We start from the raw sequence: 21309 nt of genomic DNA on the forward strand, positions 1-21309 counted from the left end.
TCGCCTCATTCGCGCTCGAGGGCCGCACGCACATGCTGCCGGGTTCAACGGCATCGCGCGCACACACGCACCGCGGCAGAGGCTTTCAGACCGTCATGCTGCTCGCATCGATCCAGCGCACGGCCCAGTCGCGCGCATGCGCAATCGCGGAGGCTTCGTCGGTGAAACGGAGCTCATTCGGGAAAAAACGGTTGGCAACGAGCTCCCCGTCGCTCGAACGCGAGATCACGACATACGGTTGGTAGGTGCCGTCGCCCGAGCGCGCCGGCGCGCAGTTCAACAAGTAGCCGCGATGCGTGAATGCAGCGTCGAAATGCATGAGTCACCTGCCCTGAGTGCCCTGCTGGATTATTCGAGCCGCACGCACAATTGGTGGGTTCGCCGCGCTCCGAAAGGCACGCAGGGCGACCATGTAATGATGGCGTGCGGACTCCGAGGAGAGGATCATACTCTGTACGAAGTTCGTGTTCTACGAAAAAAAATCGCACCCTAACCATTCTTGAAAGTTCCAGTGCGCGAACCCTCGTCACTGAGCGGCGGAACGGCTTTTGCAGCGCATTCATTGATTGCTTTTGCAGGGGAATCGTCATGAACGCGACAACCGACAGCACGGCCGGCCCGCTCGGTCCGGCAATGCGGCGCCCGCGCAGCGCCGAGTTGAGCAACGACGCGACGCACGACAGCACCGTCGATACCGACGGCAAGAATCGCGAAGCCATGCGGCTCGCGAACGGCGAGCCGATCTCCCCCGACGAAGTGACGTGCTCCGACGCGACGCTCGACAACAGCGTGCCCGAGGCAAACGACGGCTTCGCGGGCTTCGACAGCCGCGTCGGCGGCAGCAAGGTGCTGCTCGCGCTCAAGCCCGGCTACGCCGTGATCGACAAGGGCGTGCAGCTGACGCAAATCCCCTACTTGCAGATTCACGGCCGCATGCGCCGGGCGCCGAACGACATCGATTGGGAATGGGAGCTGCGGCACCTGCGCGCCACGCGCGTCTTCGAGATTTGCGCGAAGAACATGCCGTCGCCTTGAGCGCCCCGATTCGAAACCGCTGGTTTCAGGACCTGGTCCCCTACGCGGGTTTTTCGCCGCGCGGGTTGTGCCGATAATCGAAGCCTTCAACCATTCGCCTTCGGGACTCGCATATGAAGATCGTTGTGATTGGCGCCAGCGGCACGCTCGGGCGCGCCGTTTCGGCCGAACTCAAGACCCGCCATCAAGTGATCGAAGTCGGCGCGACGCACGGCGACTATCACGTCGACGTGACGAATCTGCCGAGCGTCGAGCGGCTGTTTCACGAAGTCGGCAAAGTCGACGCCGTCGTGACCACCATCGGCAAGCTCCACTTCGGGCCGTTCCAGGAGATGACCGCCGATCAGTTCTGGATCGGCCTGCGCGACAAGCTCATGGGGCAGGTGAACGTCGTGCTCGCCGCGCAGCATCACGTGAACGACGGCGGGTCGTTTACGCTCACGAGCGGCATTGTGGGGTACGAGCCGATCCGCGAAGGCGTCAACGCGACGACGGTCAATCTCGCGCTCGAAGGCTTCGTGCGCGGCGCTGCGATCGAGTTGCCGCGCGGTCTGCGGATCAATCTCGTGAGCCCGACGGTACTCGCGGAATCGATGGGCGTGTACGGCTCGTATTTCCGCGGCTTCGAGCCGGTCACGGCACAACGCGCGGCGCAGGCGTATTGCCGCAGCGTCGAAGGTGCGCAGACGGGGCGCGTGTATCACGTCGGCTACTGATCGTTCGGACATCGTATGAACGATGCCGGGTGCGCGGGCGGGCATGCTCGCGTGCCCGGCGGCGCCGTGCCGGCGTCACCCCGCGACGCGCTCCAGCAGCGTCCGCGCGAGCGGAATCAATTGCTCGCCGCCCAGCACGCCGAACAGGCCGACGAGCGCGACGGTCGGCGGGGCGGGCGAGCGCACGCCGAACAAGCCATAGATCGCGCCCACCAGCAAGCCGAGCGCCAGCGAAATCAGGCGCGCAGATTCGGCGACGCCGAGCTTCGCGCTGTCCGCGCCGAAGAGCTGCGTTTCGTTGTGGTAAAAGTCGATCAGGTCGAACTCCACGCGGTGCGTGCTCGAGCTCCAGGACGACCATCCGGTAAGCGGCGTCGAGATAGCCCTGGCCGCGTTCCTGCTCGTGCTCCGCGATCGTCGTGATCAGCTCGCGCAACAGGCCGTTGATCTCGAAGACCTCGCATTGCCGGCTCAGGTGCCGGACATACGGCGCACGCAGGTAGACGTTGCGCATCTCGACGGCGCTCATCATGCGGATCGAATGCACCGTGCCCGCCGGCAGCCAGACGGCCCGCTGCGGCGGCACGAGCAGCGCTTCCCGTCCGGTCTCGACCCACATCACGCCGAACATCGCGTAGAGCACCTGCGTCCAATCGTGCGAGTGCGGCTCGATATGCAGCCCGCACGGATAGCGCCGGGCGAGCGCGCGCCCCCGTCCTGGGGCATCGTGAAGGTCGGGGGGCGCGGCTTTGGGCATGGCGGGGGCCTATGGCCTGTTCACACTAATCACAGGCTTGGGAACGTGGGTATTTCCCAGCGTCACATCATCCGCCGAACAAAGCGGCGCAGAGATGACGGCCTTCGTCCGTCAGCACGGCGCTGCCCGTGCCGTCGTCGTCGATGGTCATCTTGACAAGGCCGGCCGCCTGAAGCTGCACGAGCAAGCGGCGCAGCGTGCTCATCGGCAACGCCGAGCGCTTGCTCAGCTTCGCGAGCGACCACGCCTTCGCGCCCGCGGCCCGCGATGCCTCGTGCAATTGCGCCAGCAGCGCGGCCATGCCGGGGTCGAGTTCGCCGCTGTCGTCGTGGCTGCCGCTCGTCATCCTGCTCACCCGCCCTTGACGCCTTGTGTGTTGACGAACAGCGAATAGAGCCCGTGGCTCGCCGCCATGAAGAGACGGTTGCGATGGCGTCCGCCGAAACAGAGGTTCGCACAGCGCTCGGGCAGCGCGATATGGCCGATCGCGTCGCCCTCCGGCGTGAAGACGCGCACGCCGTCGAGCTCGTCGGTGCCCATGCCCCAGCCGCACCAGAGGTTGCCGTGGATATCGACGCAAAACCCGTCCGGGGTGCCGGGTCCGGCGTCGATCAGCACGCGTCCGTTCTTGATGGACTTGCCGTCCGGCGATACGTCGAATGCGCGGATCGTGCGCGGCTCGGAGCGCGATTCGACGATGTAGAGGATCGATTCGTCGGGCGAAAACGCGAGCCCGTTGGGCCCCGCGAAATCGTCGGCGACGATCGACAGTTCACCCGTGTGCCCGTCGATGCGATAGACGCACGGAGTCAATTCGGATTCCTGCTTTTCCCCTTCATAGAAGCCGTTGATGCCGAAGGCCGGATCGCTGAACCAGATCGAGCCGTCCGATTTCACGATCACGTCGTTCGGCGAGTTCAGGCGCTTGCCCTGGTAGTGGTCGGCGAGCACGGTGATCGAGCCGTCGTACTCGGTGCGCGTCACGCGGCGCGTCAGGTGCTCGCAAGTCACGAGGCGCCCCTCGCGGTCGCGCGTATTGCCGTTCGCGTTGTTCGACGGCTTGCGGAATTCGCTGACCGCGCCGGTCGCTTCGTCCCAGCGCAGCATCCGGTTGTTCGGGATGTCGCTCCACAGCAAGTAACGCCCATCGCCGAACCACACGGGCCCCTCCGACCACCGCGTGCCTTGATACAGGCATTCGACCGATGCCAGGGCGAGACGCAATGAATTGAAGCGCGGATCGAGCGCTCGGACGGCGGGGTCGGGATAACGGCGGGGGGTGTCTGTCATGGCAGGTCTTGTCGTGAGTTGCAGGCGTCGATCTTCGCACGTTGACTGCCTGCCGTCGAATGCAGGGGGCCGATCATGGGTTCGCTGCCGATCCCCACTATTCGCAATTTCGATAGACGCTATCTAGAATCCTGTGTTGTTTCGGTCGATGCGACCCATTTACGATAATTAAATAAAGCAGCCCGCACCCGGCGCATGCCGGGACAATCACCGCCCCTCCATGAGCGGCGCACGACAAATTTCTGACAGAGGAGACCGGCGATGAACCGCCAATCCGTTATCGACATCCAGTCTTTCATCAATGAGCAGCCGTTCGGCGGCTTTCAGTGGCTCATCTTCTTCATGTGTTTCGTCATCGTCCTGCTGGACGGTTTCGACACGGCGGCGATCGGCTTCATCGCGCCGTCCTTGCTCAACGAATGGCATCTGACCAAGCCCGATCTCGCTCCGGTGCTCAGCGCCGCGTTGTTCGGCCTCGCGTGCGGGGCGCTCGGGTCGGGGCCGTTGTCCGACCGCCTCGGACGCCGGCTGCTATTGCTCGGCGCGGTGGTTCTGTTCGGCGTTGCCTGCCTCGCCTCGGCGTTTTCATCGAGCGTCGGCGAGCTGACGGTCCTGCGTTTCATCACGGGCGTCGGTCTCGGTGCGGCCATGCCGAATGCGGTCACGATGATGGGCGAGTTTTGCCCGGATCGCCGCCGCGCGACGACGATCAACCTGATGTTCTGCGGCTTTCCGCTAGGCGCGGCGTGCGGCGGCTTTCTCGCAGCGTGGCTGATTCCGCATTTCGGCTGGCGCAGCGTGCTGATGCTCGGCGGCGCCACGCCGCTGCTGCTCGGCATCCTGGTGCTGGCCAAAATGCCTGAATCGGTGCGCTTCATGGTGGCGAACGGTCGCCCTGTCGAGCGGATTCGCGCGACGCTCTCGCGGATCTCGCGCGACGCCGCGAACGCGGGCTCCTTCGCCATGACCGAGACCGCGCTGCAAACGGGCGGCAAGGGGCTTGGCGTCGTGCTCTCGGGTCCTTACATCGTGGGCTCGGTGATGCTGTGGATCGCCTACTTCATGGGTCTCGTGATTTTCTACGCGTCGATCAACTGGATGCCGCTCTTGCTGAAAGATGCCGGGCTGAGCCCGCGGACCGCAACGCTGATCTCGGCGCTGTTTCCGCTCGGAGGCATCGGCGCCGTGCTGAGCGGCGTGCTGATGGACCGCTTCAACGCCAATCGCATCATCGCCGCGTGCTATGCGCTCACCGCCGTGAGCGTGTACTGCATCGGGCAGGCAGCCGGCAACGTCGGCGCGCTCGTCGTCATCGTGTTCCTTGCCGGCGTGCTGATGAATACCGCGCAGTCGTCGATGCCCGCCCTTGCCGCCGCGTTCTATCCGACCGAGGGACGCGGCACGGGGGTGGCCTGGATGCTCGGGGTCGGGCGCTTCGGCGGAATTGCGGGCTCGTTCCTCGTCGCCGAGCTGACGCGCCGTCATTTCACGTTTTCAGGCGTGTTCGCGACCATCGCCGTTGCAGGCGTGCTGTCGTGCGCGGCGCTGTTGATCATGCGCACCGCGCGGCGGAATACCGGGGCGGCGCTGGGAATCGGAACCGGTCGATAAATCCCGCTGGCAACGTGGCGAACCCAATCCTCATACTATTCGTTTAAGCTTTCCCCAAAATTGCCGCCTTCAGCAATCGAGCGCGGCGGATTCGCCACTCAACCATCGGGAGCCATGGCGTACAAACGCATTCTCGTTGCCATTGACGGCAGCAGTACGTCCCGCCGCGCGTTCGCCACGGCGGGCGCTCGATCTCGCCAAGTCGAACCGGGCCGCGCTGCGCGCGTTCCACGCGATCGAAGACCCGGCGCTGTATTACCACGTGCCCAGCTACGATCCGTCGGCGCTGCGCGGCAAGCTCAGCGAGGAAGCCGCCGCCCTCGCTGAGGAGTTCTCCCAGGCGATCCGCGACGCGGGCGTCGACGGCGACGTGACGACAGGCGAGGCCAGCACGATCGAGGACGTCGCGGTGCGCGTCCTGCAGGCCGCCGCCACGTTCGAAGCCGACCTGCTCGTAATGGGCACGCACGGACGCCGCGGCGTCCATCGGCTGGTCATGGGCAGCATCGCCGAGCACTGTGTGCGTCAATCCGCGTTGCCGGTACTGCTGATTCCCACCGGAGTGCCGCCGCGCGAATTGGAATAAGTACTCGCGCCCTATATACGCATCTCGCTTTCTGTGTCATGACGCCGCGCAAGCATCCGTATCAGTCTGGCGCGGCGTTATGTCACAAAATGCGCGCGGTTTGAGGTGGGACAATATCTTCATCGCATACGACATCGTTTCCACCTATCATGCTTACCCCTACCGTCACCCCCTCATCCGCCCCCGCAGCTCCGTTACGCACCCCGGCCGGCAAGCTCATTCCGCTCAACCGCACGAGCGCCCGCCCGGCCACCGCCCTGCGCCAGGCCGCCCACTGCTCGAGCTGCGCGATGCGCCACCTGTGCATGCCGCAAGGCCTCGCGGCCGACGAAATGCCGAAGCTCGAAGCGCTCATCTGCACGGCGCAAACCGTCAAGCGCGGCTCCACGCTGTACCGCTCGGGCGAGCCGTTCAGCAATATCTACGCAGTGCGCTCCGGGTCGCTGAAGACGGTGCTCACGCATCGCGACGGCCGCGAGCAGGTCACCGGCATCCATCTCGCCGGCGAAGCGCTGGGCCTCGACGGCATCAGCGAAGACACCCACACCTGCAACGCCGTGGCACTGGAAGACAGCTCTGTCTGCATCATTCCCTACGACGCCCTCAAAACCCTCTGCCGCGAAACCAGCGCGATGCAGCATCGCCTGCACAAGCTGATGGGCGAGCAGATCGTCCGCGAAACGTCGCAGATGATGCTGCTCGGCTCGCTGAACGCTGAGGAACGCGTCGCCACCTTCCTGCTCGATGTTTCGGAACGCCACGCCCGGCGCGGCTATTCGCCGAGCGAATTCCACCTGCGCATGACGCGCGAGGAAATGGGCAGCTATCTCGGCATGACGCTCGAAACCGTGAGCCGCATGCTGTCGCGCTTCCAGAAGCGCGGCGTTATCGAATTGGAAGGCAAGCTGATCCGGATTACGGATTTCCCCGCGCTCCGCAATATGTAAATCCGGGCCGTCATTCCATTTGCTAGAGTTGACCCGTTTGGCTCCCCCTGGACAAACGGATCAACCATGGCACCTCGCAAAAAGCACGACATTCGCGTCGGCATCGGCGGCTGGACCTACGAACCCTGGCGCGGCACGTTCTACCCGCCGGATCTCACGCAAAAGCGCGAACTCGAATACGCAAGCCGCCAGCTCACATCGATCGAGATCAACGGCACCTTCTACGGCTCGCAGCGCCCCGACAGCTTCGCCAAGTGGCACGACGAGACGCCTGAGAATTTCGTCTTCTCACTCAAGGCGCCGCGTTTCGCCACGCATCGCCGCGTGCTTGCCGAAGCCGGCGAATCGATCGAGCGGTTCTTCGCAAGCGGCGTCATGCGGCTCAAGCAAAAGCTCGGGCCGATCAACTGGCAGTTCGCCACGACCAAGCAATTCGACGCCGACGATTTCGCGGCCTTTCTCGAGCTGTTGCCGCGGGAGGTCGAAGGCCAATCGGTGCGGCATGCGGTGGAAGTGCGTCACGACAGCTTCAAGCATCCCGATTTCATCGCGCTCGCCCGGCGTCACGAGGTGGCCGTCGTCATCGCCGGTGATTCGCAGTATCCGCAGATCGCCGATCTCACCGCGCCGTTTGTCTATGCGCGCATCATGGGCACCGCCGAAACCGAAGCGCAGGGCTATTCCGGCGCAGCGCTCGATCTCTGGGCGGAGCGCGCGCGGCAGTGGGCGGCAGGCGGCTCGCCGGACGGGCTCGAAACCGTGGCCGGTGCGCCCCGCAAGGCGAGCAAGCGCGATGTCTATCTCTATGTGATCAGCGGCTTCAAGGTGCGCAATCCGGCTGCGGGGATGGCGATCATCGAGCGGCTTTCGCAAGCCGAGTAGCCGGCCGCGCACGCCTCAGTCGAGAAACGCCCCCGCCCGTTTCTTCAGCTCCGAGCCGAAATCGTCGAGCCAGCCGATCGAAAGCCGCCAGCTCTGCCAATACAGGTCGACATCGAGATACTTGCCCGGCGCGATGTCGACCAACTCGCCCGCCTCGAGATGCGCGGCGATCATCGGCACCGGGCACATCCCCCACCCCATCCCGCTCATCGCCGCGCGCAGGAAACCGCCGACATGCGGAATCCAATGCAGCGGCGGATCGACTTCCGCGCGCGTGATACGCCGCATGAAGCGCGTCTGCAACGCGTCCTTCGGGTTGAACACGACGCACGGTGCGCGCCGCAGCGAATCGCGGTTGACGCCGTCCGCGAAGTAGCGCGCAAAGTACGACGGCGACGCGATGGCCAGATAGCGCATCCGGCCGAGGCGCGTCGAGCGGCAGCCCTGCACCGGCTCGGCCTGGGTCGTGACCGCGCCCTGCACGCTGCCGTCACGAATCCGCTGCGCGGTATGGTCCTGGTCGTCGATGACGAGATCGAGCAACGTCTGCCGTTCGACGCAGAACGGCGCGACGGCGTCGACGAACCACGTGCCGACGCTGTCGTCGTTGACCGCGACACGCAGCGTCGGCCAAGACTCGGCGAGCAGCCCCGGCAGCGACGGCACCTGCCCCGTCAGCTCCGCCTCGAGCAGCTTCACGCGCTCCGTATGGCGGCACAGCAGCGCGCCCGACGTGGTCGCGACGCAAGGCTGGCCGCGCTTCACGAGCACGCTGCCGACGCGCTCCTCGAGCAGCTTCACGCGCTGCGAGATCGCGGACGGCGTAACGTTCAGCGCGCTCGCGGCGCGGTCGAACGAACCGTAGCGGATGACGGCGGCCAGCGCGTCGAGCAAGGCATAGTCAAGCATTAGCGTTCCTTAATTGGCATTAGCTTTGTTAGCTTTTCTTATGTACACAAAACACGCAGACTAGCCCCGTTCGCTCCTCCCGTCCACCCGGATCCTCCCAATGAACTGGACCGCTTATTCACACGGCGCGGCGCTGTGCGCGTCGCTCATCGTCACCATCGGCGCACAAAACGCCTTCGTGCTGCGCCAGGGCATCATGCGCTCGCACGTTGGCAAGATCGTGCTGTTGTGCACGCTGTCGGATCTCGTGCTGATCGCGGCGGGGGTGGGCGGTGCGTCCGTGCTGGCCGAACGGTATCCGCTCTTCATTCACGCGGTGTTGTATGCGGGCCTCGCCTATCTCGCGTGGTTCGGCATCGGCGCACTGCGCCGCGCGTTGCGTCCGGGGCATGCCGTGATGGATGCCGGTGCGCAAGCGGATGGAAAAGCAGGCGCGCCCGCCGCGCAACGCGCGTGGCCGGTGATCCTGATGACGCTCGCGTTCACATGGCTCAATCCGCACGTGTACCTCGACGTGTTCCTGCTGATCGGCACGGCCGGCGCCCGCGAGCCCGAAGGCGCGCGCATGGCGTTCGCGCTCGGCGCGATGTCGATCAGCCCGCTGTGGTTCGTCGGTCTCGGCTACGGCGCACGCCTGCTCGCGCCCTTGTTCCGCCGCGCGAGCGCCTGGCGCGTGCTCGACGGCGCAATCGGCAGCATGGTGCTGCTGCTCGCCGCGGCGCAATTGCGCTGAGTTTCTGTCGCGCGGCGCTCGGCTGCGCCACGTCTCGTTCCCCGTCTTTTCTGCTCGCCGCCCCGGCTCGCGCGAAGCTGCATTTGCATGTCACGCGCACATGGTATATACCTGCAACGCGGCATTTTCTGCTTCGCATCGGACAGGCATGCTAGCTAAATGCCGCCTGAATCGTCCTTGTCCGAACGAACATATGAGTAGAGGACAGAATGGGGTACTTGAGAATCCTCGGCTACGGCATCCTGTGCACGATCGCAATCGTGCTGCTGATCGTCATGTGCGCGATCCTGAAAGAAAGCGTCACTACGCACGGCGCCGGCCAGCATGACCAGGCCGAAGGCGCCGTCACGCACGGTGCCAGCCAACACGATCAGGCGGCAGGCGCCGTCATCCGTTCATCCCAACCGGTCACCGTGGCCAGGGTGTCCGCGTCCCAATAGCGCGTCGCGCCGACGCTGCGCCGCCGATTCCGCCTTTCAAGCCTGAACGAAGCTCCCCGTTCAAGCAGACGCTCCACGGTCCATTCGCCCTTCAATGATCGTCGCAACAGCCCGCTTTCTGCGGGCTGTCGTGCTTCGCCCGCACGCCCGATCTTCGACACGCGCAAGCTGCGCTAGGACACCATCGACGACGCCAGTCAGCACATGCTGCTCCGCAAGGAAGCGTAAACACCGAGTCACCCTCACCGCTCCTCTCGCTACAATTTGTGCACATTAATTTTTTTGTGCATATAAATTGTTTTCAAACATAGAGATCGACGGCATGCACGCGCTCGACGACGGCATGCTCGGGCGGTCCATTCCATGGAGGAGGAGAAGGTGAAGAGAAGTGCTTTGACCGTGTTCGCGATTGCTGCTGCAACGCTCGGGGCCATTCCGGGAGCCCATGCGCAAAGCAGCGTCACACTATGGGGGCTGCTTGATGCCGGGGTTTCCTACGTCAGCAACGAGAGCGGCCATGCCGCGTGGAAACTGGACGACGGCATCGCCTTCCCGGATCTGCTGGGCTTCAAGGGAAGCGAAGACTTGGGCAATGGCACGCACGCCATCTTCCAGTTGATTTCCCAGTTCACGCTCCAGGGCAATATCGTCGCGAATGCCACCAACGGCAGCGGAACAGGGACCGGGTTCTTCGCGCGCAATGCGTGGCTCGGCCTGGAGAACGACCGGTACGGGCAACTCACGCTCGGCCGACAATACGACTTCATGGTCGATACGCTCTTCCGCGACGTCGGCGCGGACATGGCCATGTACGGCGGAGGGTTCTATGCGTTTCGCGACGGCCCGTTCGGCAAGCTCGGCGTCCCGGGCTCACCGCCCGACGAGGCGTATGACTTCGACCGCATGAACGGCGATACCCCCTTGAACAACGCGATGAAGTACACGAGTCCGCTCATCGGCGGCTTCCGGTTAGGGGGCATGTACGCGTTCGGCGGAACGGCCGGCGATTTCCGGCAGAACAGCGCCTATAGCTTCGGAACCAGCTATAGCTTCGGGCCTTACGCCTTCGGCGCCGCCTATACCGACGTCCGCTATGCGTCCCTGCTGGGCGACAGCATCCGCAACTTCGGCCTGGGCGCGCGATACCACGGCGACAAGCTATTGTTGACCGCCCTCTTCACCAACACGCGCAATACGATGAATGGTGCCGCCGTGAATGCGGCAGAAGCCGGCGCCCTCTATCAGTTCACTCCGGCTGTTTCCGCGAGCCTGGCCTATACGTATATGTGGGGCAATGCGGCGGTCGACAGCAACCACGCTCACCAGTTGACGGCTGTGGCCAGATACACGCTTTCGAAGCGGACCTCGGTGTATCTGGAATCTGTCTATCAGCTGACCAACGCCGGTGCAAACGCCGTCATCAACGGGACGTTCGATGCTTCGAGCGGACGCTCGCAGCTCATCGGGCGGATCGGCATGCAAACGATGTTCTGAGAGGCGGCTCGACGTGGGCGCAAGCTCACGTCGAGCGTGGCATGCGGGGCGCACCTGCGGCGTGAGAACCTCACCGCCGCCGGCCGCGGCGGAGAATCATTGAACGGCGGCGAGCTGCTGCTCGAGCGCGGAGACCACGCGCGACAACGTCCCTTCGATATGTTTGCGCAGCAGGCGGCCCGCCTTTTCTTTTTCCCGGCCGATGGCCGCTTTCATCAAGGCCTCATGCTCGCTGCCCTTGTGGCGCTCCTGTGTCCGATGCAGCGCCGAATAGCGGCGATAGCGCTCGGCACGATCGAACAGCGAACCGGCCATGCTCGACAGCAACGCACTCGGCGTGGCGGATAACAACGCCATATGGTAGGCCCGGTGCCGCTCCGACCAGTCGTCGTCCAGCGCGACCGGGCCGGGACCGAGCTTCTTCTCGGCAAGGCTCAAGCGGTGAAACGCGGTCAGGACCGCGACTTCCCAGTCCTCGCCGCCGTGCTCGATCGAATCCATCAGCGCTTCGTGCTCGAGCAGCACGCGCAGGCGTGTAATGTCCTTGAAGTCGTCGGCCGTGATGGGGGCGACCCAGAAGCCGCGATTTTCCGTGGCTTTCACGATGCCGTCCTGCGCCAGCCGGTTCAGCGCCTCGCGAATCGGTGAGCTGCTGAGCCCGTAGGCTTTGGAGAGGCTTTCGACTTTCAGGCGGGTTCCCGGCGCGAGTTCGCAACGGATGATCGAGGTCTTCATCCGCGCGAAGGCGACATCGATGAGCGGGCTATTGCTGTTGTTCGAGGCAGGCGTGGAGTCCATGGCATGGGTACCGGGACGGATTGTCAACGCGCCAATTTTATGCGCAAAGATGGATTCCATGCAAGAATCGAATGATTCGGCAACCGGTGCGCGGAAACGCCGCTGCGCGCCGCGACCGGTTGCTTTGCGAAGCGCCAATTCGCGAAACGTGGTCACGTCCCGTCGGCGTGAGCCTCGCAATCGAGCTGGCTGCCCGCATGAAGCGCCAACGCAAGCTCCCGCACAAGCGCACCCGCCTCTTCCACCTTCTCGCAACCACCGTACACGTAGTGATCGGGCCGGGCGATCACGACTGCACAGCCGTGACCCTTCATCCATTCGACCAGCACACCGGTGACATCCTGATAGGCATACGCCGGCGCATCGGCATCGAGCGCATCCGACCCGATCAAGACCAGCTTGACCGGGACATGCCGCAATTCGGCGCATTCCCTGATCGCTTGCGCCACGGCTGCGAGATTCGTATCGGCGTCCATGCGGATCGCCACTCTGAACACCATGCCCGTGAAATCGTCGAGCAGCCGTTCTTCGCCGCTCGCCGCCTTGACGCAGGGCTGAGGAAACAACATGCCCCGCGGACCGTGCCGGGAAGCGGACAGGAAGCCTGCGTTCAATCCCGGGATCAGGGACTGTCGAACGGTCCCTTTGGGATTGGCGGCCATCTCCGCGAGCAGCCGCTCGTCTCGCTCGCCGGCCGCGACAGCATCCCGCTCGCAGATCAATTTCCCCAAGCTCTTCGTGACCAGCGTGGTCTGCCTGACGTGCGGCGCGCGTTCGGCCTGGTAGGTGTCGAGCAAGGCCGGCGCGGCAGCGCCGTGCTTGACCATGGCGAGCTTCCATAGCAGGTTGGCCGCGTCGCGAATGCCTTGGCACATGCCCTGCGCGAGAAAAGGCGGCGTCATGTGCGCCGCATCCCCCAGGAAAAAGACCCTGCTGGCCCGCCACGAGCGCAGCAGCAATGCGTGAAAGCGATAGGTGGAAGCGCGCCAGAGCTCGTACTCGCCGGGCGCGAGCCAGCGCGACAACAGCTTGCGGACGAATTCGGGCTGCGCCACTTCCGCCGGCGTCTCGTCCGGATCGATCATGAACTCCCAGCGGCGCACGCGCCCCGGCCCGACCACGAACGTGGACGGCCGCGCCACTTCGCAATACTGCACGTTGGTCGCCGGGAGATTCTCGCCGCAGCCCTCCTTGAGGATCACGTCGACGACGAGCCACGGCTCGTCGAAGTCGAGGTCGTCCATGTCGAGCCCGAGACGCGTACGGATCGGACTCGTGCCGCCATCGCATGCGAGCACATGCCCGCAACGGTAGGTGCGTTCGGCCCCCGAGGCATCGACAACGCTCACCGAAGCGTCATCCTCGCCGGAAAGCACTGCCGTGACTTCGGCGCCGAGCTCGACGGTCACCGAAGCGTAGCGGCCGACGTTCTCGCGCAGCGCACCCTCGAGCTGCGGTTGCATGAACACGTAGTTGGGGGCCCAACCGAGCAGGAACGGCGGTCGCGCCGCGTCGATGCGGCGAATCACGCGCGCATCGGTAGTCCGGTATTCCGAGGGCCGATACGGCATGACGTAAGGCGCGATCTTCTCTGCGATGCCCAGGTTGTCGAGAATTCGCATGACCTCGTGGTCGAAGCCCATTGCACGCGGCTTGTCGTAGATCGACACGGATTTATCCACGACCAGCGTGCGCAGCCCCAGCTGGCCGGCCAAATTGGCGGCCACGGCCCCGACCGGCCCCATGCCCGCAATCACCAAATCAAAGTCCACATCTCCTCCATTTTCGAATTCGATCCCGCCGGACAAGCCTCATGCGCATTCGCCGTACGCTTTCGTATACGCGGTCTTCACGGTGGTAAAAAACTCCGCGGCATAGGTCCCCTGCTCGCGCGGACCGAAGCTCGATGCCTTCGTGCCGCCGAACGGCGCGTGGTAGTCGACGCCCGCCGTCGGCACGTTGACCATCGCCATCCCGCAGCGCACGTGCCGCTTGAAATGCGCGGCATATTGAGCGAAGTCGTGCAGATGCCGGCCGAAAGCCCGAACTCGCTGTCGTTGGCGACTTCGAGCGCTTCCTCGTAGCTGCTCACCGGAATCGCACAGGCGACCGGCCCGAAAGACGGATTGATGTTCCGGCGAGACGACGCGCCCGCGCGCCACTCCCCGCCAATCAGATCGCACTTCATCGACGATCATCCTCCTGCGCCATGTGCGATCAAACGTCGAACGCGGTGCGCTGCGCGGCGATCCGTGCACGCATCTCCTGAATCCAGTCTTCGCGCGACAGGAACCCCGGCCGCCGGCGGCACATGGCTTCCGTCCGCTGAAGGATCTCCTCGGCCGGAAGATCAAGATTCAATGGTTCGCGGCACGGCTGGGCGGTGAAGTAGGGGCTATCGACGTACAGCTCGAGCGGATTGCCCTCGGGATCTTTGAAGTACATCGACCACGCGTTGCCATGGTCGACCTGATCGAGGCCTTGCACGCCGGCTCGCTTGGCGCGCCGGTAATAGTCCTGCAAGTCGGCCAGCGAGTCGAGCAGGAAGGACAACTGGTTCACCGGATTGAACGGCAGATCCGTCGGCTTGCCGTCGAACAGGACGAGCTGATGGTGAATCTCCGGGTCCTGTGTCATGAAGTACAGGCGGTGTCCCGTCGACGCTACGCCTTTGTCGCTCACTACGAAACCGAGCGACTTGCGATAGAAGTCGACCATCATTTCCAGATCGCTGCAGAAGATCCCGCAGTGTGTGAATTGAATCTTTGGCAGGGCTGCCATGACTGTCTCCTATCCCATGCTGTGGTTGCCTGGAGTCAGTGCTTTAGCACTGACTCCAGGCCCGCAGCGCTCCTTTATCCGATGTTGCTCAAGCTTCTTCATTCACGACCGGGTTGGACAACGTCCCAACGCCCGGGATGACCACCTCGAACGTATCGCCCGGCTGCAGGAAAACAGGCGGCTGACGCTTGAAGCCGATTCCGCTCGGCGTCCCCGTCGCCAAAATATCGCCGGGTTGCCAATCGAGCGCGCGCGACACGTAGGCAATCAGCGCGGGAATATCGAATGCCAGATCGGAGAGCTTGCCCTTCTGCATGCTCTCCCCATTGAGCAGCCCCTGAACCGTGAGCTCGCGGTAATCGGGAATTTCGTCGGCCGTCACGAGCCACGGCCCGAGCGCGCCGGTGCCGCGGAAGTTCTTGCCCATGCCGTACTGATGCGTATGGAATTGCCAGTCGCGCACACTCGCATCGTTGAAGCATGTATAGCCGGCAACGTGCTGCATCGCGTTCTCGGGCGCGATGTGCGCTCCGCCCTTGCCGATGACCACCGCCAGTTCCGCTTCGAAATCGAAATGGCCGGACACGGCCGGGCGGATCAGTGGTGCCCCATGCGCCACCATCGTCTGGGCGTAGCGCTGGAAAATCACCGGGTATTCCCCGACCGTGCGCCCCGCCTCCGCCGCGTGCGCGACATAGTTGATACCGACACAGATGATCTTGCCCGGGCGCGGAATCACGGGCGCGAGCTCGACCTGCGCCAATGGGCAATCCCCGCTGCTGCCCGCCACGATCTGCCTGGCTTGCGCCAGCGCCGCTGCGTCGGCGACGAGCGACGCCAGATCGGCGACACCCGGCAAACGCGCAGACAAATCGACGACCGCCTCCCCTGCCACGGCGCCGAACCCCGGTTTGCCATCACGACGATATGAGACCAGTTTCATCCTTCCTCCATACAGAGCACAAAACATGTTTTTGTGCATATTACATCGCAATAGATATAATGCAAGCGTCCGTGCGGGATGGATGCCTTGCGCACGGCAAGTCCGAACACTCTCCGTGGAGCATCAAGATGTCGTTAGTCAATGTGAGGAAGGTCAAGCTGGACTTCGAAGAAATCTGGCACGAAGGCGGCCCGCTCCTGCAGGAGCCGTTGCGGATCGCCGTGGCGACAACCGTCGTCGCCAACCCCTACGCGGGCCGATACGAGCCGGATCTGCTGCCATTCATGAGCGAGCTTCGCGCGCTGGGGGCCGAACTCTCGTCGCGCCTCGTAGCGCAATTGGGCGGCGCCGATCAGGTCCAGGCTTACGGAAAGGGCGCCATCGTCGGCGAAGACGGCGAGCTCGAGCACGGCGCCGTCTGGCACGAAGCCGGCGGATGGGCGATGCGGGAGACGCTGGGCGCACCGAAGGCGATGGTGCCGTCAGCCAAGACGATCGGCGGCGTCGGCACCCGCCTCATGGTTCCGCTCGGCCACATTCAGGCTTCCTACGTCCGCAGCCACTACGGCACCTGTGAGGTCACGGTCTGGGATGGCCCCAGGCGCAACGAAATCGCGTTCGCCCTGTGCATGGCGACGGGCGGCCGTGTCCACGCCCGGCTCGGCGGGCTTGCGGCCTCGGAGATCAAAGGCCTCGACGGCCTGCGATAGCCTTCGCCGCCGAATTTATTTTTACGCACAAAAATTCACATCATGCATTTAGAATAACTATCAGATCGACAACTCACAGACAGACAAGGAGACAGACATGACGAAGATGATGCGGGCCGCACGCATGCATGAAGTAGGCCAGCCGATGGTGATCGAGGAGATCCCGGCGCCGTCGCCGCGGCCGGCCGACGTGCTGGTCAAGGTCAAGGCGTGCGGCATCGTCCCCAACCTCGGCAACGTATTGAGCAATTGGCAAAAGTGGTTTCCGCACCTGCCGCTGCCGAAGCTGCCGGCGATCTTCGGCCTGGACGCGACCGGCGTGATCGAGGAAGTCGGCAGCCAGGTGCACGCTTTCCGGCCAGGCGACCGGGTCTACGTCAACCCGGCGCGCTATTGCGGCGGATGCCGGGCCTGCCGCTCCGGCGATACGACGGCCTGCCCGTATTACACGTTCAACGGCTATTTCGGGTTCAGCCAGCGTTCGCAGGCGATCTTCGACGACTATCCGTACGGCGGCCTGTGCGAGTACATGACCGCCCCGCAATACAGCCTCGTCAAGATTCCCGACAACCTGAGCCACGAGACCGCCGCCCGCTTCGGCTACCTGGGCACCGCCTATCGCGCCTTGCTCAAGGCGGAGGTTGGCCCGAGCAGCACCATTCTCGTCAGCGGCATCAGCGGCACGCTGGGAATCGGCGTCGCGCTGTTCGGCCTCGCGATGGGCGCGAAGAAGATCCTGGGGACGGCGCGCAACAAGGAGCTGCTGCAGCGCGTGAAGGCGATCGCGCCGGAGCGCATCGAAGTGATGGCGCTCGACGAGCGGCCGGTCGCCGAATGGGCCCAGGAAGTGACGAAGGGAGAAGGCATCGATGCAGTCATCGACGCGCTCGGTCCCGGTGCGCCGCACGAAACGCTGCGGGATACACTGAAGACGCTGCGCCGCGGCGGCCATCTGATCAACATCGGCGCCATCGCCGGCGACGTTCCCATCAACCTGCACTACATGATGGACAACGACCAGCGCTTCAGCGGATCGGCATGGTTCACCGCGGGCCAGGGCCAGGAGATGGCTGATATGGTGGAATCGGGCGTGGTCGATCTCTCTGTCTTCGAGCACTGCATCTACAAGCTCGAGGATGTGAACGTCGCGATCGGCGGGACCGAAAACCGCAACGGCGGCTTCAGCAATTACGTGATCTGCCCGTGACTCGATCCGCGCAGGCAGCCGCCGCTGACGGCATGCGGGCAGCGGCGGCTCGCTGCAGCGCCGTCCATTCCTACTCTTTCAGGAGACAAGCCATGTTAATCAGGCGCCTCGTCACCGGCCGCGACAGCGAAGGGAATTCCGTCTTCCTCTCCGATGGGCCGACGCCCAGGACCGTCGCGTTCCAATCGATTCCCGGACATGCGTTCGCGCACGTCTGGGCCACGCCGCCATCGCCTTCGCTGCCGTCCCCGTCTTCCGATCCGACGGCGCAAGCGCCCGGATTGATCCCGCCCGCGGGGGGAACGGGCATGCTGATCGTGACGTTCGTGCCCGATTGCGAGCTCGCCACGCCGCAGTTCGACGCGGCGGCGGCGGGCGCCGAGTACATGGCCGTCATGCCCGACCTCGCGCAAACGTTCGAGCCGGACCACCCCGGCATGCACACCACTGATACGGTCGACTACGCCATCGTGCTTTCCGGCGAGATCTGGCTCGATCTCGACAACGGGCGGGAAACGCTGCTGCGCGCAACCGACGTCGTCGTACAAAACGGCACCCGTCACGCGTGGCGCAACAAGAGCGATGCGCCGGCCACGGTTGCGTTCTTCATGGTCGGGGCGTCTCGAACGTCTCGAGGGTGAGGACAAGCACGACGCGCTCTACACCAGAATGCTCATGGAGGAACACTGCAATGGCAGAGCCGCTCGCCAGCGAAGCCCGACGCCAGCTTTTCACGGACGCCCGCAGCCAGAACGCCTGGCTCGACAAGCCGGTGTCCGATATCGTTCTTCGGGAACTCTACGACCTGACGAAATGGGGCCCCACGAGCATGAACTGCTCGCCGATGCGCCTCGTTTTCGTCCGTTCGCCGCACGCGCGCGAAAGGCTGCTCGAGGCGGTATCGCCCGGCAACGTAGCGAAAGTGCGTACGGCGCCAGTCGTCGCCATCGTCGCTCAGGACACGCGCTTCTACGACCGGCTGCCTCAACTGTTTCCCCATCGGCCCGAGAGCGGCAAGCTCTTTCACGACCAGCCGAAACTCGCCGAAGAAACGGGCTTTCGCAACAGCTCGCTGCAAGGCGGCTATTTCATCCTGGCGGCCCGCACGCTCGGACTCGATTGCGGCCCCCTTTCGGGGTTCAACGCCGAAGCGGTGAACACGCTGTTTTTCGACGGCACGCCGCTGCGCGTGAATTTCCTCTGCTGCCTCGGATATGGCGATCCGCGCGGGCTGTTTCCGCGCAGTCCGCGACTGGCGTTCGACGAGGCTTGCCGGGTCATCTAGTTGCGCTGTCCCGGACTCAGTGAACAACCGGCTTGGGGCCGGATGGGTTGTCTCGGCCGAATCCGGGACGGAGATACCCGGGAACGCGACTTGCCATTCTTCATTCGTTGGACGCACCGGCGATCGTGAAGCGCTCCCGCCGGTCGCACCGGGCGCCATCGCAGGAACCTCCCATGGCGCAACGTGTCTGTTCATGTATGTCCCTTTTCTGGAGGGATATCAAATGACCTCCGCGCCATCAGGGGCGATGCCCCTCTCCGATGAGGACGCCCGGCGCCAATTGCGCCGCGCCGTTCTTGCCAGCACGATTGGTACTACGATCGAATGGTATGACTTCTTCCTCTACAGCATCGTGACCGGCCTGGTCTTCGCGAAGCTGTATTTTCCCGAGTCGAACCCGCTCGTCGGCACATTGCAGGCGTTTCTGATCTACGCCGTCGGCTTTGTGGCGCGACCGGTCGGAGCGGCCATTTTCGGCCACTACGGCGATCGCATCGGACGCAAAGCCACACTGATCGTGACGCTGTTGCTGATGGGACTCGCCACCTTCGCCGTCGGCTTCGTCCCCGCCTATGCGACGATCGGCATCTGGGGCGCCGTCTTGCTCACGGCGCTGCGCTTCATCCAGGGTGTAGGCGTAGGCGGCGAATGGGGCGGCTCGGTCTTGATGTCGATGGAATGGGCGCGCACCAACGCGCATCGGGGCTTCGTCGCCTCCTGGCCGCAGTTCGGCGTGCCGGCGGGACTGTTCCTGGCCAACCTGGCCGTGCTGGCCATGAGCCAGATCTCAGGCAACGGTTTCCTCGCGTGGGGCTGGCGCGTCCCGTTCTTCCTGAGCATCGTGCTGGTCGCGGTCGGCCTCTACATCCGCTTGAATATTCTCGAAACGCCGCTATTTGCGCGGCTTCTCGCCGAGCACAGGATCGAGAAAGCGCCCACGCTCGAAGTATTGCGCCGCCAACCGAAAGACATCCTTCTCTCGGCCTTTGCCCGCATGGCCGAGCAGGCGCCCTTCTACATTTACACGGCCTTCGTCTTCACCTATGGCGTCAGGACACTGGGCGCGACACGCGACATGCTGCTGATGGCGGTGATGGCCGCTTCAGTGCTGGAGTTCTTCACCATCCCGCTCTTTGGCCACGTGTCCGATCTGATCGGGCGGCGGCGGATGTATTTGATCGGTTCCATCGCCGTCGGCATATTCGGCTTCGTCTACTTCGCGATGGTCGATACCAAGGCGCCGGCGTTGATCTTCGCGGCCATCGTGCTCTCGCTGGTTCCGCATGCGATGCTGTACGGTCCGCAGGCCGCTTTGATCGCCGAGTCCTTCACTGGACGCCTGCGTTACAGCGGCGCCTCCCTGGGCTACCAGCTGGCATCGGTCATCGCGGGCGGTCCTGCGCCGCTGATCGCAACCGCGCTATTTGCTTACTACCACTCGGGCTATGCAATCGCGGTCTATGTTCTGGCGTGCGCGGTGCTCAGCCTGATCGCCGCCGCGCTGCTCGGCGATCACACCAACCAGGACATCTCGCAGGAATACGATGACGCGCGAACGCTGGGGAACCACGGACACCCGACCCCCGCCGCATGATCGATCATGCTTGCCGCTGCTTCCGGCGATACACCGGAAGCAGCGGCTCGCCGGACCCGTGCTCCCATTCAAACCGACATGCCCTGCATCCGCCTTCCAAAGCGGGCGTGCTCGGCCTGATCCATCAACGCCAGAAACTGATCGGCGTCCATGTGAACCAGCTCCTCGTGATCGCCGGCCTCGAAGTAGACATCCGGCTGGTGGGTGAGGCTTTCGTCGAGATAGGTTTGCATGCCATAGGCGGTGCACACAGGCGGCGGCAGCGCACCATATTCGCAGTCCTTGAACAGTTCCCGCAGATCGACTTCCTTCGCGAGCGCGAGCCGGCGTCCCGTCTTCGACCACAGCTCGGACAGCCTCACGGCGTAGGTCGACGGCAGCACGGCGGCAAGATAGCCGTGCTCGTCTTCGAAGAGCACGGTCTTCGCGAGACGATCGCCCGGGATGTGGGCCGCCGCGGCGGTTTCGATGCTGGAATGGCTATAAGGGTGACGCAGGATTTCGTACCGGGAGCCCTTGTTGCGCAGGCAGTCCTGGAGGGTTGCGGACATGGACATGACACACCTCCTGTCGATCAGAGTTGGCGCTTTA

General features: G+C 64.1%; 22 protein-coding genes and 4 pseudogenes. 14 read left to right on the forward strand and 12 right to left on the reverse strand.

From position 1 onward, the window contains the following. Nucleotides 1-85 precede the first annotated feature (85 nt). The gene (locus tag FAZ69_RS30650) at nt 86-319 is read right to left on the reverse strand and encodes a hypothetical protein (RefSeq protein WP_136898851.1); all 234 of its coding nucleotides are present in this window, start codon (nt 317-319) and stop codon (nt 86-88) included. A 269-nt stretch (nt 320-588) separates the two neighbouring features. On the opposite strand from FAZ69_RS30650, the gene FAZ69_RS30655 reads away from it, so the two are divergent. Together FAZ69_RS30655 and FAZ69_RS30660 are read left to right on the forward strand one after the other, a co-directional pair. Beyond that, the gene (locus tag FAZ69_RS30655) at nt 589-1035 is read left to right on the forward strand and encodes a DUF3005 domain-containing protein (protein WP_136898852.1); all 447 of its coding nucleotides are present in this window, start codon (nt 589-591) and stop codon (nt 1033-1035) included. Nucleotides 1036-1148: 113 nt separating this feature from the next. Beyond that, nucleotides 1149-1751 (forward strand): short chain dehydrogenase, encoded by a 603-nt coding sequence (locus FAZ69_RS30660; protein WP_136898853.1) that lies wholly within the window; start codon nt 1149-1151, stop codon nt 1749-1751. Nucleotides 1752-1838: 87 nt separating this feature from the next. Here FAZ69_RS30660 and FAZ69_RS30665 read toward each other — a convergent pair. From FAZ69_RS30665 to FAZ69_RS30680, 4 genes and pseudogenes are all read right to left on the reverse strand, one after another. Then, nucleotides 1839-1991: pseudogene (locus FAZ69_RS30665) on the reverse strand (DUF1427 family protein); the annotation flags it as partial. Nucleotides 1992-2211: 220 nt separating this feature from the next. Next, nucleotides 2212-2508 (reverse strand): annotated as a pseudogene (locus FAZ69_RS30670) (AraC family ligand binding domain-containing protein); the annotation flags it as partial. Between the two features lie 67 nt (nt 2509-2575). After that, a complete protein-coding gene (locus tag FAZ69_RS30675) occupies nt 2576-2854 on the reverse strand; it encodes a helix-turn-helix domain-containing protein (protein ID WP_136898916.1) in 279 nt (92 codons plus the stop codon). A 5-nt stretch (nt 2855-2859) separates the two neighbouring features. Beyond that, entirely contained in the window at nt 2860-3798 is a 939-nt protein-coding gene (locus FAZ69_RS30680) for an SMP-30/gluconolactonase/LRE family protein (protein WP_136898854.1), read from the reverse strand. Nucleotides 3799-4059: 261 nt separating this feature from the next. Here FAZ69_RS30680 and FAZ69_RS30685 point away from each other — a divergent pair, with 261 nt between their 5' ends. The 4 genes and pseudogenes from FAZ69_RS30685 (at nt 4060) to FAZ69_RS30700 (ending at nt 7824) form a co-directional block, all read left to right on the forward strand. Continuing rightward, nucleotides 4060-5409: an MFS transporter gene (locus FAZ69_RS30685; RefSeq protein ID WP_136898855.1), complete on the forward strand. Its 1350-nt coding sequence runs from the start codon at nt 4060-4062 to the stop codon at nt 5407-5409. 114 nt (nt 5410-5523) lie between these two features. After that, nucleotides 5524-5995 (forward strand): annotated as a pseudogene (locus FAZ69_RS30690) (universal stress protein). A 149-nt stretch (nt 5996-6144) separates the two neighbouring features. Then, nucleotides 6145-6942 carry a fumarate/nitrate reduction transcriptional regulator Fnr gene (fnr, locus tag FAZ69_RS30695; RefSeq protein ID WP_136898856.1) on the forward strand — a complete coding sequence of 266 codons (798 nt, stop codon included), beginning with the start codon at nt 6145-6147 and terminating at the stop codon, nt 6940-6942. 66 nt (nt 6943-7008) lie between these two features. Beyond that, nucleotides 7009-7824, forward strand: coding sequence for a DUF72 domain-containing protein (locus FAZ69_RS30700; RefSeq protein WP_136898857.1), 816 nt, complete (start codon nt 7009-7011; stop codon nt 7822-7824). Between the two features lie 15 nt (nt 7825-7839). On the opposite strand, the gene FAZ69_RS30705 is transcribed toward FAZ69_RS30700, so the two are convergent. Continuing rightward, entirely contained in the window at nt 7840-8733 is an 894-nt protein-coding gene (locus FAZ69_RS30705) for a LysR family transcriptional regulator ArgP (RefSeq protein WP_136898858.1), read from the reverse strand. A gap of 100 nt (nt 8734-8833) precedes the next feature. On the opposite strand from FAZ69_RS30705, the gene FAZ69_RS30710 reads away from it, so the two are divergent. The 3 genes from FAZ69_RS30710 (at nt 8834) to FAZ69_RS30720 (ending at nt 11400) form a co-directional block, all read left to right on the forward strand. Beyond that, nucleotides 8834-9466 carry a LysE/ArgO family amino acid transporter gene (locus FAZ69_RS30710; RefSeq protein ID WP_136898859.1) on the forward strand — a complete coding sequence of 211 codons (633 nt, stop codon included), beginning with the start codon at nt 8834-8836 and terminating at the stop codon, nt 9464-9466. Nucleotides 9467-9675: 209 nt separating this feature from the next. Then, nucleotides 9676-9906 carry a hypothetical protein gene (locus tag FAZ69_RS30715; RefSeq protein ID WP_136898860.1) on the forward strand — a complete coding sequence of 77 codons (231 nt, stop codon included), beginning with the start codon at nt 9676-9678 and terminating at the stop codon, nt 9904-9906. A gap of 363 nt (nt 9907-10269) precedes the next feature. After that, entirely contained in the window at nt 10270-11400 is a 1131-nt protein-coding gene (locus tag FAZ69_RS30720) for a porin (RefSeq protein ID WP_136898861.1), read from the forward strand. A 96-nt stretch (nt 11401-11496) separates the two neighbouring features. Here the strand turns inward: FAZ69_RS30720 and FAZ69_RS30725 are convergent, their stop codons facing one another. The 5 genes and pseudogenes from FAZ69_RS30725 to FAZ69_RS30745 all read right to left on the reverse strand — a co-directional run bounded on the left by FAZ69_RS30725 (nt 11497) and on the right by FAZ69_RS30745 (nt 15922). After that, nucleotides 11497-12198 (reverse strand): GntR family transcriptional regulator, encoded by a 702-nt coding sequence (locus tag FAZ69_RS30725; protein ID WP_136898918.1) that lies wholly within the window; start codon nt 12196-12198, stop codon nt 11497-11499. A gap of 152 nt (nt 12199-12350) precedes the next feature. After that, the gene (locus tag FAZ69_RS30730; RefSeq protein ID WP_136898862.1) at nt 12351-13970 is read right to left on the reverse strand and encodes a bifunctional 3-(3-hydroxy-phenyl)propionate/3-hydroxycinnamic acid hydroxylase; all 1620 of its coding nucleotides are present in this window, start codon (nt 13968-13970) and stop codon (nt 12351-12353) included. Nucleotides 13971-14009: 39 nt separating this feature from the next. After that, a pseudogene (locus tag FAZ69_RS30735) lies at nt 14010-14323 on the reverse strand (aldehyde dehydrogenase family protein); the annotation flags it as partial. A gap of 92 nt (nt 14324-14415) precedes the next feature. Further along, complete coding sequence (locus tag FAZ69_RS30740; RefSeq protein ID WP_136898863.1) at nt 14416-14979, reverse strand: VOC family protein; 564 nt, start codon at nt 14977-14979, stop codon at nt 14416-14418. An 88-nt stretch (nt 14980-15067) separates the two neighbouring features. After that, nucleotides 15068-15922 carry a fumarylacetoacetate hydrolase family protein gene (locus FAZ69_RS30745; protein ID WP_136898864.1) on the reverse strand — a complete coding sequence of 285 codons (855 nt, stop codon included), beginning with the start codon at nt 15920-15922 and terminating at the stop codon, nt 15068-15070. A gap of 128 nt (nt 15923-16050) precedes the next feature. Between FAZ69_RS30745 and FAZ69_RS30750 the strand changes: the two genes are divergently transcribed. The 5 genes from FAZ69_RS30750 to FAZ69_RS30770 all read left to right on the forward strand — a co-directional run bounded on the left by FAZ69_RS30750 (nt 16051) and on the right by FAZ69_RS30770 (nt 20718). Continuing rightward, complete coding sequence (locus tag FAZ69_RS30750; RefSeq protein ID WP_136898865.1) at nt 16051-16632, forward strand: amino acid synthesis family protein; 582 nt, start codon at nt 16051-16053, stop codon at nt 16630-16632. A gap of 97 nt (nt 16633-16729) precedes the next feature. Further along, entirely contained in the window at nt 16730-17839 is a 1110-nt protein-coding gene (locus tag FAZ69_RS30755) for an alcohol dehydrogenase catalytic domain-containing protein (protein ID WP_136898866.1), read from the forward strand. 92 nt (nt 17840-17931) lie between these two features. Next, nucleotides 17932-18480 (forward strand): cupin domain-containing protein, encoded by a 549-nt coding sequence (locus FAZ69_RS30760; protein WP_136898867.1) that lies wholly within the window; start codon nt 17932-17934, stop codon nt 18478-18480. A gap of 50 nt (nt 18481-18530) precedes the next feature. Continuing rightward, entirely contained in the window at nt 18531-19124 is a 594-nt protein-coding gene (locus FAZ69_RS30765) for a malonic semialdehyde reductase (protein WP_136898868.1), read from the forward strand. Between the two features lie 223 nt (nt 19125-19347). Further along, nucleotides 19348-20718 (forward strand): MFS transporter, encoded by a 1371-nt coding sequence (locus FAZ69_RS30770; RefSeq protein ID WP_136898869.1) that lies wholly within the window; start codon nt 19348-19350, stop codon nt 20716-20718. Nucleotides 20719-20786: 68 nt separating this feature from the next. On the opposite strand, the gene FAZ69_RS30775 is transcribed toward FAZ69_RS30770, so the two are convergent. Continuing rightward, nucleotides 20787-21275, reverse strand: coding sequence for an aminoacyl-tRNA deacylase (locus FAZ69_RS30775; protein ID WP_136898870.1), 489 nt, complete (start codon nt 21273-21275; stop codon nt 20787-20789). Nucleotides 21276-21309: the final 34 nt, after the last annotated feature.

The organism is Trinickia terrae (assembly GCF_005144415.1).
GTDB classification, from domain to species: domain Bacteria; phylum Pseudomonadota; class Gammaproteobacteria; order Burkholderiales; family Burkholderiaceae; genus Trinickia_A; species Trinickia_A terrae.

Excerpts from the sequence above, each read along its gene's own strand:
- FAZ69_RS30675 (WP_136898916.1), bottom strand. The coding sequence starts at position 2,854 with ATGACGAGCGGCAGCCACGACGACAGCGGCGAACTCGACCCCGGCATG.
- FAZ69_RS30655 (WP_136898852.1), top strand. The coding sequence starts at position 589 with ATGAACGCGACAACCGACAGCACGGCCGGCCCGCTCGGTCCGGCAATG.
- FAZ69_RS30760 (WP_136898867.1), top strand. The coding sequence starts at position 17,932 with ATGTTAATCAGGCGCCTCGTCACCGGCCGCGACAGCGAAGGGAATTCC.
- FAZ69_RS30650 (WP_136898851.1), bottom strand. The coding sequence starts at position 319 with ATGCATTTCGACGCTGCATTCACGCATCGCGGCTACTTGTTGAACTGC.
- FAZ69_RS30720 (WP_136898861.1), top strand. The coding sequence starts at position 10,270 with ATGGAGGAGGAGAAGGTGAAGAGAAGTGCTTTGACCGTGTTCGCGATT.
- FAZ69_RS30660 (WP_136898853.1), top strand. The coding sequence starts at position 1,149 with ATGAAGATCGTTGTGATTGGCGCCAGCGGCACGCTCGGGCGCGCCGTT.
- FAZ69_RS30765 (WP_136898868.1), top strand. The coding sequence starts at position 18,531 with ATGGCAGAGCCGCTCGCCAGCGAAGCCCGACGCCAGCTTTTCACGGAC.
- FAZ69_RS30705 (WP_136898858.1), bottom strand. The coding sequence starts at position 8,733 with ATGCTTGACTATGCCTTGCTCGACGCGCTGGCCGCCGTCATCCGCTAC.
- FAZ69_RS30685 (WP_136898855.1), top strand. The coding sequence starts at position 4,060 with ATGAACCGCCAATCCGTTATCGACATCCAGTCTTTCATCAATGAGCAG.
- FAZ69_RS30745 (WP_136898864.1), bottom strand. The coding sequence starts at position 15,922 with ATGAAACTGGTCTCATATCGTCGTGATGGCAAACCGGGGTTCGGCGCC.
- FAZ69_RS30775 (WP_136898870.1), bottom strand. The coding sequence starts at position 21,275 with ATGTCCATGTCCGCAACCCTCCAGGACTGCCTGCGCAACAAGGGCTCC.
- FAZ69_RS30680 (WP_136898854.1), bottom strand. The coding sequence starts at position 3,798 with ATGACAGACACCCCCCGCCGTTATCCCGACCCCGCCGTCCGAGCGCTC.
- fnr (WP_136898856.1), top strand. The coding sequence starts at position 6,145 with ATGCTTACCCCTACCGTCACCCCCTCATCCGCCCCCGCAGCTCCGTTA.
- FAZ69_RS30700 (WP_136898857.1), top strand. The coding sequence starts at position 7,009 with ATGGCACCTCGCAAAAAGCACGACATTCGCGTCGGCATCGGCGGCTGG.
- FAZ69_RS30710 (WP_136898859.1), top strand. The coding sequence starts at position 8,834 with ATGAACTGGACCGCTTATTCACACGGCGCGGCGCTGTGCGCGTCGCTC.
- FAZ69_RS30750 (WP_136898865.1), top strand. The coding sequence starts at position 16,051 with ATGTCGTTAGTCAATGTGAGGAAGGTCAAGCTGGACTTCGAAGAAATC.
- FAZ69_RS30770 (WP_136898869.1), top strand. The coding sequence starts at position 19,348 with ATGACCTCCGCGCCATCAGGGGCGATGCCCCTCTCCGATGAGGACGCC.
- FAZ69_RS30755 (WP_136898866.1), top strand. The coding sequence starts at position 16,730 with ATGACGAAGATGATGCGGGCCGCACGCATGCATGAAGTAGGCCAGCCG.
- FAZ69_RS30715 (WP_136898860.1), top strand. The coding sequence starts at position 9,676 with ATGGGGTACTTGAGAATCCTCGGCTACGGCATCCTGTGCACGATCGCA.
- FAZ69_RS30740 (WP_136898863.1), bottom strand. The coding sequence starts at position 14,979 with ATGGCAGCCCTGCCAAAGATTCAATTCACACACTGCGGGATCTTCTGC.
- FAZ69_RS30725 (WP_136898918.1), bottom strand. The coding sequence starts at position 12,198 with ATGGACTCCACGCCTGCCTCGAACAACAGCAATAGCCCGCTCATCGAT.